Source organism: Ruegeria sp. HKCCD9138, from assembly GCF_057220975.1.
On the sequence record NZ_JBWVAZ010000001.1, the window covers coordinates 360,899 to 375,619 of the forward strand.

The following is a 14,721-nucleotide window of genomic DNA, read 5'->3' on the forward strand; positions in this document are numbered from 1 at the left end:
CTTAGCCCGTTTTTGACCAAGCTTTCATTTCTGGCAGCGATATCTATAATCCGTCGGGTTTAGGAACGAGCGGGACAGGCGTTTATGCGTTTTCTGGTTGGTGGTTTTGCTGCGCTGTTTTTGGTTGCGACGTCAGGACCGGTTGCGGCCGAGACGCTGTCTTCCAAAAGCCGCAAGGCGATTTTCCTCAAACAAGCCAAGGTCCTGGACGGTCGCGCGGCCAGTCAGTACCGCGACTCCGAACGGCTGAAGCCAAAAACCGAGCGTGGCACGTTCGCCAAGCGGTACACCGGAGATTATCGGGGGCAATATCTGGAACATGCGCGAAAGGCAGCGCGTCAGCATAATGTTCCCGAAGAGCTGTTCCTGCGTCTCGTTCAGCAGGAAAGTGGCTGGAACCCGCATGCCAAATCGCACAAGGGGGCGTTGGGGCTGGCACAACTGATGCCTCAGACGGCGCGATTGCTTGGTGTCAACCCACATGACCCGATCCAGAACCTTGAAGGCGGGGCACGTTATCTGTCTTGGCAGTATCGTAAGTTCAAGTCATGGCGCCTTGCGTTGGCCGCATATAATGCGGGGCCGGAGGCCGTTGAGCGCCATGGCGGCATTCCTCCTTACAAAGAAACGCAGAATTACGTAAAAGTGATCTGGGGCGGCTAAGTCGCGTTTGGTATGCCCTCAGGTCGTGACCAGGCCGCTCCGGCTTCGGATACGGGCCGAAATAATCAGGACAAGCAAAGCGCCAAGCATCGGCAGGCATGCCGCAAGAATTGCGGTCTGGAAACTGGACAACTGCGCGATCACCCCAACGGAAGGCCCCGCAAACAGCGCTCCAATGAAAAGGCTGTTGACGTAGAGTGCGTTGGCCCGCGCCATCCGCCCATTCGCAAAGCCTTGCACAAAGGTCAGGCTGACACCGGCAAACAACCCGTAATACGCGCCTTCAAGTGCCGCGCCGGCGACCATGGCGTCAACATCCTGAACCTGTGAAAGGATGAAAATGGCGCACAACCCGACGGCCAAAGCAAGGCCGGCACCAGCTCTGTCACACAACCAGCAATTGACAGTCCCGCAAAACGCATAAACCGTCCTCCGCAGTCGAGTTTTGCTGCAATTTACCTGTTGACGGTTGCCGTCAACAGGATACCAAGGGCGCCGTAAACGCTGATCTGGCAAGGAGAGCGTCCCAATTCTTCGACAATGAAGACTAGAATAAGTGGGGCCGTCATGCTTGCGTAAAAGTACCGGACAAATGCAGGCCCAAAATGGCCCGCGCGCGGCGGTCGCTTAATACTTTCATCTAAATCCATTTCAAAAACAGGCCAATGACGGCGCGTCTGAGCTATGCAATTTGTTTTCCAGAAACGTGACAGGGGCGCCAGACGTTATCTGGCGCCCCTGTCCATACTTTCATTCGCTCATTCGGCTGCGATTTTGATGACTGGCTCCATGCGTGCCAGAATATCCTCGGCCAGGTGACATTTGACCTGATGCCCGTCCGCCAGGGTCTGAACCGGCGGTACGTGCGATTCACACCGACCGTCCGGCACCTCGGTTTTCCAGCGGCAGCGCGTCTGGAACGGGCAACCCGGTGGTGGGTTCATAGCCGAAGGAATGTCGCCCTCGAGCACAATATGCTCTTTCTCGACCGACGTATCTGCGATCGGAACCGCGCTCAGCAACGCCTCGGTATAGGGGTGATAGGGCGGGCTGAAGACCTGATCTGTGGTGCCTAGCTCGACCACATGGCCCAGATACATCACCATGACACGGTCGCTGAGATAGCGCACGATGGACAAGTCGTGGCTGATGAACAGCAGCGTCGTCTTCTGCTCGCGCTGGATTTCCATCAGCAGATCGGTCACGGCGGCCTGAACCGATACGTCCAGAGCCGAGACCGGTTCGTCCGCCACCACGATCCGGGCATCTCCGGCAAAGGCGCGGGCGATACCCACACGTTGCTTTTGACCACCCGACAACTGCCGCGGCATCCGGTCCGCAAACGCGCGAGGCAGTTTCACCAGATCCAGCAGTTCCAGCATTCGCTTCTTGCGATCGGCCTCTGAATTACCAACGCCAAAGATTTCCAGCGCCCGGATGATCTGACGCCCAACGGTCATCGACGGGTTCAGCGTGTCGAACGGGTTCTGGAATACCATCTGAACTTCGCCAACGGTTTTGGCGTCCCGCTCTTCGATCGGCACTTGTTCGATATTCCGGTTATCCAGCAGAATCTGCCCGTCTGTGGCCGTCTCAAGGCCCATCAGCACCTTGGCGAACGTGGATTTGCCACAACCGGATTCGCCCACGATGGCCAGTGTCTCGGATTCGTGTGCCTCGAAACTCAGCGTCTCGTTGGCTTTCACCACCTTCTTCTCGCCGCCGCCGAACAGGGCGTTCGCCGCAACCTCATAGTATTTCTTGAGGTTGTCCATCTTCAGAACAGTCCGGCCGATTTCACCTTTCTCTTTCTGCTCACCAACCGTGATTGGCGCGTTCCAGTCGATCTCCTGGAATTTCAGACAGCGCGTGTGGTGCCGGTCATTCCCGGGCACTGCTTCCATCAGAATGTCTTTCGCGTCACAGCGACCCTCTTCGAAATAGTCGCAGCGAGGACCAAAGTTGCAGCCCGGAGGCCGCTCATGGGGCAGGGGGAAGTTGCCCGGAATGGCCACCAAAGGACGCGAGTTCTTATCGGCCCCTGGCAGCGGGATCGAGCGGAACAGAGCCTGCGTGTAGGGGTGCTGCATCTCGTCGAACACGTCTTTGATCGAGCCGCGTTCAACCGCTTCCCCTGAATACATCACGCAAAGCCGGTCGCAGGTTTCCAGAACCAGCCCAAGGTTGTGCGAGATAAACAGCATCGACGTGCCGTATTTCTTACCCAGATCCTTGACCAGTTCCACGACGGCCGCCTCAACGGTCACGTCCAGCGCGGTTGTCGGCTCATCCAGGATCAGCAGCGCCGGTTTCGACATCAGCGCCATGGCAATCACGATACGCTGCTGCTGGCCACCCGACAGCTGATGCGGGAAGCTGTTCAGCATCCGCTCGGGGTCTGGCAGGCGCACATCGGTAACCACTTCCAGCGCGCGGGCATAGGCCTCTTCGGCACCCACGCCCTCATGAATCATCGGGACTTCCATCAGCTGTCTGCCGATCTTCATCGCCGGGTTCAGCGAGGCCATCGGCTCCTGATAGATCATCGCGATCTCGTTGCCGCGAATGTCGCGCAGTTCTTCGGTAGTCATCTCGGACAGATCGCGACCCTTGAACTTGATCGTACCGCCCACGATCCGGCCGTTTTTGCCCAGATCCTGCATAACACCCAATGCCACGGTGGATTTGCCGCAACCGGATTCACCCACCAGACCGACAGCTTCGCCGGGTTGTACGCTGACCGAGAAATCCATCACAGCGGGAATTTCCCGCAGGCGGGTAAAGAACGAGATCGACAGCTTGTCGATCTCAAGGATCGGGCCGTCATATTCCGCCATTTTGCTCATCTTGCTATCTCCTCGCCAGATCGCGGGGATCCCCTTCATCTGGCTAAAATATCCCGGGGGGTCCGGGGGGCTGGCCCCCCGGCCTCTCTCACATCAGTCCTTCAGACTTTCTTCGCGCAGACCGTCGGCCAGCAGGTTCAAACCAAGTACCAGCGACAACAGTGCGAAAGCAGGCGGAAGGGCAGGGTGCAGGTAGATCGAAAGAAGCTTACGCCCCTCATTGATCGTCGAACCCCAATCCGGGCTTTCCGGAGGCAGGCCCAATCCGAAGAAACCCAAGGTTCCCAGAAGGATCGTGGTGTAACCGATCCGCAGACAGAAATCGACGATCAGCGGACCTCGGGCATTGGGCAGGATTTCCCACAGCATGATGTACCATGGACCTTCACCGCGCGTCTGCGCCGCCGCGACGTAGTCGCGGGTTTTGATGTCCAGTGCCAGCCCGCGCACAATACGGAACACCGTGGGCGAGTTGACGAAAACCACCGAGACGAAGACCACAAGAATACCGCCGGGGATATCGAACAGGTCCAAATAGGTCGGCAGACCCCAGATCCGATAGCTTTCGGTATTGATGATGTATCCGCCGGTCGAGATCAGCGACAGATAGAACCAGATCGCCACACCCAAAACCCCGATCAACAGCGGCGTGCGGAAATTCGGGCGCGTATAGTAGCGCGAATTCAGCAAGACACCGATGAAAAGGATCGGGAACACGAACAGCACCGCGGCCATGTAATTCGGCACACCGGTTGCGACGATTTCAGGTGTAACCAGCAGGTAGAACAGCAGGATTACGGGGAAGGCCAGGATCAGGTTGGCCAGGAAGGACAGGAAAGTGTCCAGTCTTCCGCCATAGTAACCAGCTGGCAAACCCAGCGTGATACCAACCATAAAGGCAAAAAGCGTTGCAAGCGGGGCAATCTGCACCACGATCCACGCCCCTTTGACCATCCGGCTAAAGACATCACGGGCCAGGTTGTCGCCACCCAGCAGATACCAGGCGTATTCACCTTCTTCCAGGTTTGGCAAAGGAGTACCGGGAACTTTGTTCTTCATGCCCGAGAGCTGCACCAGCGGGTCGTGTGTCACGATCAGATCCAGCGCACCGAAAATTCCGGTGAAGACCCAGAACATGACCAGCCCGAAACCGATCATACCAATCGGACTGTCATACAGCTTGCCATAGAGCCCCAGCCGCCGCTTGAACGCGATGGACATAGCGAACATGATGATCAGCGAGACCCAGACGGGCAGGAATTGCTGGGACATTGCCCCGATAATGCCCGCGCTGGTTCCCATCAGAATTCCGAGGATCACATAGGCCACCGCCAGCCCGATGCAGGCCAGAAAACTGTACCGCAGGCCCATTTTGGTGAATCCGCGAACGCCGGTGCTGGCGGCAATCGTGCCGTCGGGATTAATGGTGACCTGCTCTTCGGGCAGAACAACGCTGCCGACGATCCAGCCCACGATGGACAGCAAAAGCGCCGCCAACGCGATCATCAGCAAGGGGTTGAGAAAGGCGATAGAGCCGGTCCAGGTAAGAGGTTCCATGATCTATCTCCCTTACGAAATGCGGATGCGCGGGTTGAGGTAGACATAGCCGATATCGGATATCAGCTGCGTCACCAGCACCACAAAGACCGACACGACCGAGATCGCCAGAAGCAGCTGGATGTCGTTGTTGCCCGCTGCCTGCACCAGCGCCCAGCCAAAGCCCTTGTAGTTGAACAGGGTTTCAACGATCACCACGCCGTTCAGCAGCCATGGGAACTGCAGCATGATGACTGTGAACGGCGCAATCAGCGCGTTACGCAGCGCGTGTTTCATGACGATATTGGGGAACGAGACACCTTTCAGCCGCGCGGTGCGGATGTACTGGGCGGTCATCACCTCGGTCATCGATGCGCGGGTCATCCGGGCGATGTAACCCATCCCATAAAGCGCGATGGTCAGGACCGGCAGGAAGAAGTTCTCGAAGGTCGGGTTCTCCATCGCCTCTGTCGCCGTGCCTTTGAACCATTTCAAGCCCACAGTGGACGAGGTGAATACCGCGATGAAGATAACACCGGACACATATTCGGGCGTTGCCGTCGTAATGATCGAGAAGGTCGACAGTGAACGATCCAGCGCAGAACCTTCACGCATGCCGGCCAGCACTCCGACCAGAAGGGCGGTCGGAACCATCAGGACCAGAACCCAGAACATCAGATACCCGGTATTGCTCAGACGTTTGCCGACGATACTGCCGACCTCGTCCTTGAAGACCGTCGAATACCCCCAGTCGCCCTGAAGGATGCCGCAGAATCTAGGCAGATTTTCGATGGTCGAGCCGGGTCGTGTACACGTACCCTGAACCTGACCATCGTCCGCCGTTTTGACGAAGCCCGGCATGACGCCCAACCATTGGCCGTACTTGACAAGTGTCGGTTGCAGATATCCGCGATTGCCCAGCCATGTTTCGACCTGTTCGTCGGACATCCGCTGGTTGCCCTGCGTCTTAGCGAGCTTTTCAAGGTTTGGATAAAGGTTGGTCAGAAAAAAGACCACGAAAGTCAGACATAATGCTGTCAACAGCATGACGCCGAACCGTCGGAGGATGAATAGTCCCATGATGGCCCCTGTTGTTCGGGTGTTCCGCAGATCATTGGACCATTTGCTGGCCTCGGACATCCGACCCCGTGTCGGCCTGTCTGCGGCTGGAAAGGGGCGCCCATTATGAGCGCCCCGTACTTTTTTAGGTCTTAGGCCGCCCAGCCCCACTTGTAGTGGTGGTGTTCGAACGAGACGTGCATGTCGGTGCCGACAAGCCCATCCTTCATGTGACGATACAGTGCCCGCCAGTACGGCTGGACCGTGACGCCTTCTTCCTGGATCAAAGCCTCACCTTTGGCGACGACTTCGCGGCGTTTATCCGCGTCGGCGATTGCCAGTGCTTCGGTCAGGATCGCATCGAACTCGGCATTGGACCAGCCGAACTCGTTCCAGGCTTCGCCAGTGCGATAGGCCAGAGCCCAAATCTGAACACCCAGCGGACGGTGGTTCCAGTTGGTCGAGCTATAGGGGTATTTCGCCCAGTCGTTCCAGAAGGTGTTACCCGGCAGAACGGTCCGCTTTACCTTGATACCCGCATCACGCAACTGTGCAGCCACAGCGTCTGTGGTGTTGCGGCGCCAGTCGTCGTCGATCGAGATCAGCTCGTGCTCGAAATCGGCCATGCCGGCCTCTTCCATCAGCTTGCGTGCGCCTTCCGGGTCGACTTTTTGCGGTGGAAGTTCGAAGTAATCCGGGTGAATCGGACCCACATGATGGTTCTCGGCTGCTGTACCCCGACCGCCGAAACCAAGTTCCAGACAGACCGAGTTGTCGACCGCCATCTGCAGCGCCTGACGGACGCGTTTGTCTTCGTAGACGCGTTTGCCGTCCACTTCGGCCAGTTGGTTCGGGCGGATGACGATGGTGTTCATCGTGACCACTTCGGACTTTACATAGCCGAGACTGTCCATCACGTCGATGAATTCACCAACGGATTCATACAACATGTCGACTTCGTCGGATTCCAGCGCCGCCAGCCAGGCCGACGGGTCAGTTCCGTAGTCGATATAGACGATGCTGTCCAATGCCGGACGGCCAAAGACTTCTTCGCCCCACCAAGTGTGGTTTTCGTTCCGCACCAGCGTTGCCTTAACGCCAACTTCCAGGTCCTGGATCAGGTAGGGACCAGTGCCAACATTGTTCAGCAGATCGTTTTCGCTGAACGAGCTGTGGATGATCGCCGCCGGGTAGTCGGCCATGCCCGCAATCAGCGAGATGTCCGAAACGGGAAGGTTCAGTTTCACCGTGTGCGGATCAACAACCTCGATCGCACCTTCAATCGCCTGCCCGCTGTCCGCGTCGATCAGGGTCGCGAAACGACCGGCCATCGAGTTGGTTTCCGAGCTCTTGTCGCACCAGCCTGCAATATTGCGGGCCACGTCATCAGCGGTAAAGTCGTCGCCATTGTTCCACTTGACGCCCTGACGGAGTTTCAGTGTGTATTCCGTCGCATCGTCGTTGACTTCCCAGCCTTCCAGCAACATGCCGCGGAACGTACCGTCCGAATTGTATTCGACCAGATATTCCAGCGTGCCGCGGGTTACGTTTGCGATCTGCGACCAGTCGTAGGTGCGCGGCTCTTTCAGCGCGCGTACTTCCATCTGGACACGCAAGGTGCCGCCTTCCTTCTTGGCGTCTTCACCTTCGGCGTAAGCCGGGGCCGGTGCGGTCAAGCCGATCATGCCATAGGCTGCGGCGGCGCTCACGCCCAGCCCGGTCGCGCGGGTCAGGAACTCGCGGCGGCTCAGTTTGCCGTCACGATACTCCTGAGCGTGCATCTCGGCCGCCCAGTGTACCTGTTCTCCGTTGGTTTTGTGATTACTCATGTATGTCTCCCTGTGACACTTCATTTTTGTTGGTAAAGATTTGCGCTACTCGCCCCGGTCCGATCCGGGAAGTAGGGCAGAGGGTATTCTTCTTTGGATTCTGTACATCCCCATGCCGACATTCCGCACCAGAATTGGGCCGAGGTCAATGTTCGAAATCGTCATTCAGAGTACAAAAGCGACATTCGTGCAGAAAGTCCGATTTGTGCGGTCTCAAGTTTTTGTGACGAACATGGCAATCCATGCGCCACTGGAATGTGCGCCGATTCCCTGTAAGAGCCGCCTGTTAACCGGTTGGTAGATTTGGTTTTTCCAAATTTGCTGTTAATCGCACCGTCAGTCAGGACGCGACGCCGATCCGATTCCAGTTTTTCATCCGTGCCCGAAACCACGTGCGCTGGCGTTTCGCGAATTGCCGGGTCGAAATCGTTGCCCTTTCCCGAGCCTGATCCAGGGTCATTCGGCCGTCCAGATAGGCGATCAATTCGGGTACCCCGATGGCCTTGAAGGCGGGCAGTGCGGGGTCATATCGGTCGCACATCGCGGCGACCTCTTCCAGCGCGCCAAGCGACAGCATCTGATCAAATCGACGGGTGATTCTTTCTTCAAGCCAGCTTTTGTCGACATCAAAGACCAAAGGCACCGCATTGTCTAACGCCAGTGTCGGCGGTGGGGTGTCCGCCTGCCATTCCGCCAGAGGCCGGCCAGTTGCTGTTTGTACCTCCCAGGCGCGCTGAACGCGTGCCCGGTTGTTGGTGTCCAGTCCTTGCAACGTGCGGACGTCGACGCCCTCGATCAGGGTTGGTAGCGACATTTGATCTGCCTGATACCGCACTTCGGGTGGGGTGGCCGGGATTTCGGCCATACCTTCTGTCAACGCAGTGAAATACAGACCTGTTCCACCAACAACGATTGGGCGCAGGCCGTCGGACAGCAATGGCGTGACCTCTCGCAGCCAATGGCCGGTGGAATAGGTCTGGTCATAGGCGACATGGCCGTAAAGCCTGTGTGGCGCACGGGTTTCGTCTGTCGCTGATGGGCGCGCCGAAATGACCCTCCAGCAATCGTAGACCTGGCTGGCATCTGCGTTGACGATAACACCGCCGCAACGTTCGGCAATCTGCAGGGCCAGATCGGATTTCCCCGATGCGGTCGGGCCCGCGATCAGTACCGGTTTGTCGTCCGGAATACCGGGCAGGCGATCCCAGAGCCGGGTCGCAGAGTGGTCGGCCATGCGCGGTCGCCTTATTCCTTACCATCCGCATTGAACCTGCGGATGTTTTGCTTCATTTTGCGCCGGAAAATAAACCCGTGCCAGCCCGGAGCGCAACATGAGCCTTTCCCCGACGACAGAGATAACCGAGACCACTGAAACCCTGAAAACAAAGTACAACCGAGTAATGCTGAAGATTTCCGGCGAGGCACTGATGGGCGATCAGGGCTTCGGGCTGCACCCGCCGACCGTTCAGCGCATCGCGCAAGAGGTCAAATCTGTGCACGATCTGGGTGTTGAGATTTGCATGGTCATCGGAGGCGGCAATATCTTTCGCGGGCTGTCAGGCTCGGCTCAGGGCATGGAACGGACAACCGCTGACTATATGGGAATGCTGGCAACTGTCATGAACGCGCTGGCGATGCAATCCGCGCTGGAAGGGGTTGGGGTCTTCACCCGTGTGATCTCGGCCATTCGTATGGATGAGGTCTGCGAGCCCTATATTCGCCGCCGCGCGGTGCGCCACCTTGAGAAAAAACGCGTTTGCATATTCGCTGCCGGCACTGGGAACCCATATTTCACCACCGATACCGCGGCGACACTGCGTGCAAACGAAATGGCATGTGAAGCCATCTTCATGGGCAAGAACGGCGTGGATGGCGTTTATGACAAGGACCCGAAAACGCATGCCGACGCGGTTCGATACAAATCAGTAAGCTATGACGATGTCTTGGCAAAACGGCTGCGGGTGATGGACGCCTCGGCGATTGCGCTGGCGCGCGACAACAACCTGCCACTAATCGTCTTTGGTCTGGATGAGCCCGGCGGGTTCCGTGGCATTCTTGCAGGTGAGGGGACCTATACCAAGGTTCAGGGCTAAAGGAATCAGAGGCCAAATTCCTACGCGTGCCAACCCGCGAATAACCAGACGGCGTCGCAAAAACGGTGCCGTCGTGTCGTTTTTTGTGGGTCGTTTTTGGATCAAAAAATCCCAAAATGTCGTTTTCAGCGACCGGACAGTCTCATCCTCAGTGCCGAGTTTGCCGTCATTCCCCGATGACTGGCCCACGACATTTAGGAGGGAAATAATGTCCGAAAACTTGGAACCCGACTACGAGGTCGGTCAGGACAATGTTCAGATCATGGGTCTGGATGTCCACAATCCGGTCTTCGCCGTTTCCGGGCTAACCATCATTGCGTTCGTCTTCTTCTCGCTCGTCTTTCGCGAGCAGGCGACCGAATTCTTTGGTTGGCTCCGCCCGGCACTCACCAGCAATTTCGACTGGGTATTCATGATCGCCGCAAACATCTTTGTGGTGTTTTCGCTTCTGCTGATCGTCACGCCATATGGCTCGATCCGTCTTGGTGGCGATGACGCCAAGCCCGACTACAGCTACGCGGGCTGGTTCTCGATGCTGTTTGCCGCGGGTATGGGGATCGGTCTGGTCTTCTGGGGCGTGGCGGAACCGATTTCGCACTACGGTTCATCGCTGGGCGGTGTTGCCGTGGGCGAAGACGGTGTGCGCACCGACTGGGCCCCGTTGGGCGCCGGGCTTGAAGACCCGGAAGCATCCCGAAAGCTGGCGATGGCCGCCACCATTTTCCATTGGGGCATGCATCCCTGGGCGGTTTATGCGGTGGTTGCGCTGGCTCTGGCGTTCTTCAGTTTCAACCGCGGTCTGCCGCTGACCATGCGGTCAGTGTTCTACCCGATTTTTGGCGAGGCAACCTGGGGCCCTCTGGGGCATATCGTTGACGTCCTGGCGGTTTTTGCGACCATCTTCGGTCTTGCAACTTCGCTGGGGCTGGGGGCGACACAGGCGCTGGCTGGTCTGAACTACCTGTTTGGCGTGCCGATTTCGGACGGCATGAAGGTCCTGTTGATCGGTCTGATCACGGTCTTCGCTCTGGTTTCGGTCGTGGCAGGTCTGGACAAAGGTGTTAAGCGCCTATCCGAGGCGAACATGATCCTTGCGGCCGCTCTGCTGCTGTTGGTTCTGATTGTTGGCCCGACGCTGGCAATCCTGACGGGATTCGTCGACAGCATGATCGAATATGTCGTCGCACTGCCTGCGCTGTCGAACTGGATAGGCCGTGAAGACACAAACTTTCTGCAAGGCTGGACCACGTTCTACTGGGCCTGGTGGATTTCCTGGTCACCTTTTGTCGGCATGTTCATCGCCCGCATCTCGCGCGGCCGGACTGTTCGCGAATTCGTGACCTGCGTCATCCTGATCCCGACCGTCGTCGGGGCGCTGTGGATGAGCGTCTTTGGTGGCGCCGCGTTGGATCAGGTCATGTCCGGGTCGGGTCAGACCTTGTCGGATGCCGCGCTGGAGCTGAAAATGTTCGCAATGTTCGAGCAATTCCCGATGACGTCGCTGTTGTCCTTTGTCGGCATTATTCTGGTCGTCGTGTTCTTTGTTACCAGCTCGGATTCCGGCTCGCTGGTCATCGACACGATCACGGCCGGTGGCAAGACCGACGCACCGACGGCGCAGCGGGTCTTCTGGTGCATTCTGGAAGGTGCGATCGCCGTAGTGTTGCTGCTTGGCGGTGGTCTTGGCGCGCTGCAGGCGGCCGCCATTGCAACGGGCTTCCCGTTTGCAATCGTCCTGTTGCTCATGTGTGTGTCTCTGTTCATCGGGCTTGCCAATGAACGACGTCGGCGCTGACAGACCCTGAAATAGACGCGAAAGGCTCCGGGTAATGCCCGGGGCCTTTTTTGTCATCGTGTCAGGGACCTCAAAACAGCGACCTGCTTTTGACAAACGGCACCTTATCGATCCGGCTTGACGCTGAGGGATCAGCGCTGCTTACTGCCGGCAAGAAAACGCCCGGAAAATGCAAGGAGATCGGTGCGATGAGCAGTCTGGATATTGATTTTGTACGGGCGCAGTTTCCCGCTTTTTCCGAACCCAGCCTGCAAGGGCAGGCGTTTTTCGAAAACGCTGGCGGATCATATACTTGTAAACCGGTCCTCGACAGGTTCTCCCGATTCTACACGCAACGCAAAGTGCAGCCTTACGCACCTTACGAGGCAAGCCGATTGGGCGGGCAGGAAATGGACGAAGCGCGCGCGCGTTTGGCAGCACTTCTTGGTGTGGATAGCGACGAGCTGAGCTTCGGTCCGTCAACCACGCAAAATACCTATGTGCTGGCGCAAGCCTTTCGCCAATGGATGCAGCCGGGCGATGCGATTGTCGTCACAAATCAGGACCACGAAGCGAATTCCGGTCCGTGGCGGCGTCTGGCTGAAGACGGCATCGAGATTCGCGAATGGCAGCTTGACCCAGAAACAGGCAGCCTGAACCCGGAAGATCTTGAGAACCTGCTTGATGAACGGGTTCGTCTGGTGTGCTTCCCGCATTGCTCGAACGTCGTGGCGGAAATCAATCCGGTGACCGAGATCACGGCGATTGCCCATGCGGCCGGTGCGTTTGTATGCGTTGATGGCGTGTCTTATGCGCCGCACGGATTTCCAAATGTCGGCGATCTTGGACCTGATATTTACCTGTTCTCAGCTTACAAAACCTATGGCCCGCATCAGGGATGTATGGTCATCCGTCGCGCTTTGGGGGAGATGCTGCCCAATCAGGCTCATTATTTCAACGCGAACGTTTTGTATAAACGTTTCACACCCGCCGGTCCTGATCATGCGCAAATCGCGGCCTGCGCAGGGATGGCAGACTATGTCGAGCTGTTGAATGACCATCACGGCGGCCCCGAGGACGGCGCCGCTGCGCGTGGAACCTTTGTCCACGATCTGATGCGAAAGCAGGAAATGGCCTTGTTGCAACCGCTTTTGGACGCGGTCAAAGACCGAAATGCAGTTCGTCTTATTGGGCCTTCGGATGCTGCCAAGCGTGCGCCGACGGTCGCGTTGGCCCTGACCGGACCCGCCGAGCCCGTGGCGGCCGAACTGGCCAAATTCGGTATCATGGCCGGTGGCGGGGATTTCTATGCCGTTCGCCCGTTGCACGCCATGGGGGTGGATCCGGAACAGGGGGTCCTGCGGCTCAGTTTCACGCACTATACCTCCCAACAGGAAATCGATCAGTTGTTAGAGGCACTTGATCACGTTTTGTGATCCGGTTTTCGCTTTGCCTCGTAACTTTCTAAAAGCGGCGGGGCACAATGGCAGTCTGTCAATCTCCGATCATATTGTGGTTCAGGCGCGATTTTCGCCTGTGTGATCATCCGACATTGGACGCGGCCGTTCGCTCTGGCCGTCCGGTGCTACCGGTTTTTATTCTGGACGATCTGGCGCAAAATCTGGGCAGCGCACCGAAATGGCGGCTTGGGCTGGGGCTGGAAGCCTTCGGTAAAACACTGGAGCATCTTGGCAGTCGCCTGATCCTTCGTCGTGGTGATCCGCTTACCGTGTTGCGAGACCTGATTGCGGAATCCGGAGCACGCGCTGTCTTTTGGTCCCGCGCGTACGATCCGATGTCGATCCAGAGGGATCGGCGAGTCAAATCGGCGCTGACCGAGCAAGGTATTCAGGCCAAGTCATTTGCCGGTCATCTGCTGTTTGAACCGTGGGAGGTTGCGACCAAGGCCGGACAGCCCTTTCGCGTTTTCACGCCCATGTGGCGCGCCGTCAGGCACCTGAGCATTCCATCGCCATCACCATCGCCGGCCAAGCTAATGGTCCCGTCTCACTGGCCGAGTTCCGACACACTCCAATCCTGGGCTCTGGGCCGTGGCATGCAGCGCGGCGGTTTGGTGGTCCGCCCGTCTGTTCGCGCCGGAGAGGGGGCGGCGCAGGATCAACTAGAACACTTTCTGGAACGCATAGATGGCTATCCCGACCGAAGGGACCGTTTGGATGTCGAGGGGACTTCGAGCCTTTCGGAGTATTTGTCCCTGGGTGAAATCGGGCCGCGAACGGTCTGGCACAGGGTTCAGATCGCCGCCAATCTGGGCGCGACCGGTGCCGAAGCGTATTTGCGCCAGCTTGTCTGGCGCGAATTCGCTTATCACCTGATGTACAACTGGCCTCACATCCTTTCGGACAACTGGAAACAGGATTGGGACAGTTTTCCGTGGCAGACCGATCCCGATACGCCCGAAGCGAAGGCATGGCGCCAAGCGAGGACCGGCGTGCCGCTGGTCGATGCAGGGTTGCGCCAGATGTACGTGACCGGACGTATGCACAACCGTGCGCGCATGGTTGTGGCCAGCTATCTGACCAAGCATCTGATGACGCATTGGCGGATCGGAATGGACTGGTTCGCCGAATGCCTGATTGACTGGGATCCGGCGGCGAATGCGATGGGTTGGCAGTGGGTCGCCGGGTCCGGGCCTGATGCAGCCCCGTTCTTTCGGATATTCAACCCCGAGGCTCAAAGAGTAAAGTTCGATCCGCAATCCACCTACCTGCGGCGCTGGATTGCTGAAGGTCAGAAAAATCCGCCGGATACTGCCCTGGCGTATTTCGACGCTGTTCCGCGGTCATGGGGAATGAGACACACGGATGAATACCCCCAGCCGGTGGTCGATCTGGCAGAAGGCCGGCAGCGCGCTCTGAGCTTCTATCAGAGCACGAAATACCAGTAAGGAACTGAAAACT

Annotated in this window: 11 protein-coding genes; 5 read left to right on the forward strand and 6 right to left on the reverse strand. The window is 57.8% G+C overall.

All coding sequences use genetic code 11. The features are described from left to right. The first annotated feature begins 84 nt into the window (after nt 1–84). A complete protein-coding gene (locus AC2TEL_RS01830; RefSeq protein ID WP_480901569.1) occupies nt 85–663 on the forward strand; it encodes a lytic transglycosylase domain-containing protein in 579 nt (192 codons plus the stop codon). Between the two features lie 18 nt (nt 664–681). Here the strand turns inward: AC2TEL_RS01830 and AC2TEL_RS01835 are convergent, their stop codons facing one another. From AC2TEL_RS01835 to miaA, 6 genes are all read right to left on the reverse strand, one after another. After that, nucleotides 682–1,056 (reverse strand): hypothetical protein, encoded by a 375-nt coding sequence (locus AC2TEL_RS01835; protein ID WP_480901571.1) that lies wholly within the window; start codon nt 1,054–1,056, stop codon nt 682–684. A 365-nt stretch (nt 1,057–1,421) separates the two neighbouring features. After that, nucleotides 1,422–3,509, reverse strand: coding sequence for a dipeptide ABC transporter ATP-binding protein (locus tag AC2TEL_RS01840; RefSeq protein ID WP_480839284.1), 2,088 nt, complete (start codon nt 3,507–3,509; stop codon nt 1,422–1,424). A gap of 93 nt (nt 3,510–3,602) precedes the next feature. Then, nucleotides 3,603–5,066, reverse strand: a complete 1,464-nt coding sequence (locus AC2TEL_RS01845; protein WP_480839286.1) for an ABC transporter permease — start codon at nt 5,064–5,066, stop codon at nt 3,603–3,605. Between the two features lie 12 nt (nt 5,067–5,078). Next, nucleotides 5,079–6,125: an ABC transporter permease gene (locus AC2TEL_RS01850; RefSeq protein ID WP_480839288.1), complete on the reverse strand. Its 1,047-nt coding sequence runs from the start codon at nt 6,123–6,125 to the stop codon at nt 5,079–5,081. A 131-nt stretch (nt 6,126–6,256) separates the two neighbouring features. Continuing rightward, nucleotides 6,257–7,933, reverse strand: coding sequence for an ABC transporter substrate-binding protein (locus AC2TEL_RS01855; protein ID WP_480861860.1), 1,677 nt, complete (start codon nt 7,931–7,933; stop codon nt 6,257–6,259). A 340-nt stretch (nt 7,934–8,273) separates the two neighbouring features. Further along, on the reverse strand, nt 8,274–9,167 hold the full coding sequence (miaA, locus tag AC2TEL_RS01860) for a tRNA (adenosine(37)-N6)-dimethylallyltransferase MiaA (protein ID WP_480901573.1): 894 nt from the start codon (nt 9,165–9,167) through the stop codon (nt 8,274–8,276). A gap of 97 nt (nt 9,168–9,264) precedes the next feature. Here miaA and pyrH point away from each other — a divergent pair, with 97 nt between their 5' ends. The 4 genes from pyrH to AC2TEL_RS01880 all read left to right on the forward strand — a co-directional run bounded on the left by pyrH (nt 9,265) and on the right by AC2TEL_RS01880 (nt 14,708). Continuing rightward, a complete protein-coding gene (gene pyrH / locus AC2TEL_RS01865; protein WP_480901574.1) occupies nt 9,265–10,026 on the forward strand; it encodes a UMP kinase in 762 nt (253 codons plus the stop codon). A gap of 208 nt (nt 10,027–10,234) precedes the next feature. Continuing rightward, a complete protein-coding gene (locus AC2TEL_RS01870) occupies nt 10,235–11,821 on the forward strand; it encodes a BCCT family transporter (protein WP_480839296.1) in 1,587 nt (528 codons plus the stop codon). A gap of 188 nt (nt 11,822–12,009) precedes the next feature. Continuing rightward, complete coding sequence (locus tag AC2TEL_RS01875) at nt 12,010–13,236, forward strand: aminotransferase class V-fold PLP-dependent enzyme (RefSeq protein ID WP_480901575.1); 1,227 nt, start codon at nt 12,010–12,012, stop codon at nt 13,234–13,236. Nucleotides 13,237–13,283: 47 nt separating this feature from the next. Further along, nucleotides 13,284–14,708, forward strand: a complete 1,425-nt coding sequence (locus tag AC2TEL_RS01880; protein ID WP_480901576.1) for a cryptochrome/photolyase family protein — start codon at nt 13,284–13,286, stop codon at nt 14,706–14,708. Nucleotides 14,709–14,721 lie beyond the last annotated feature (13 nt).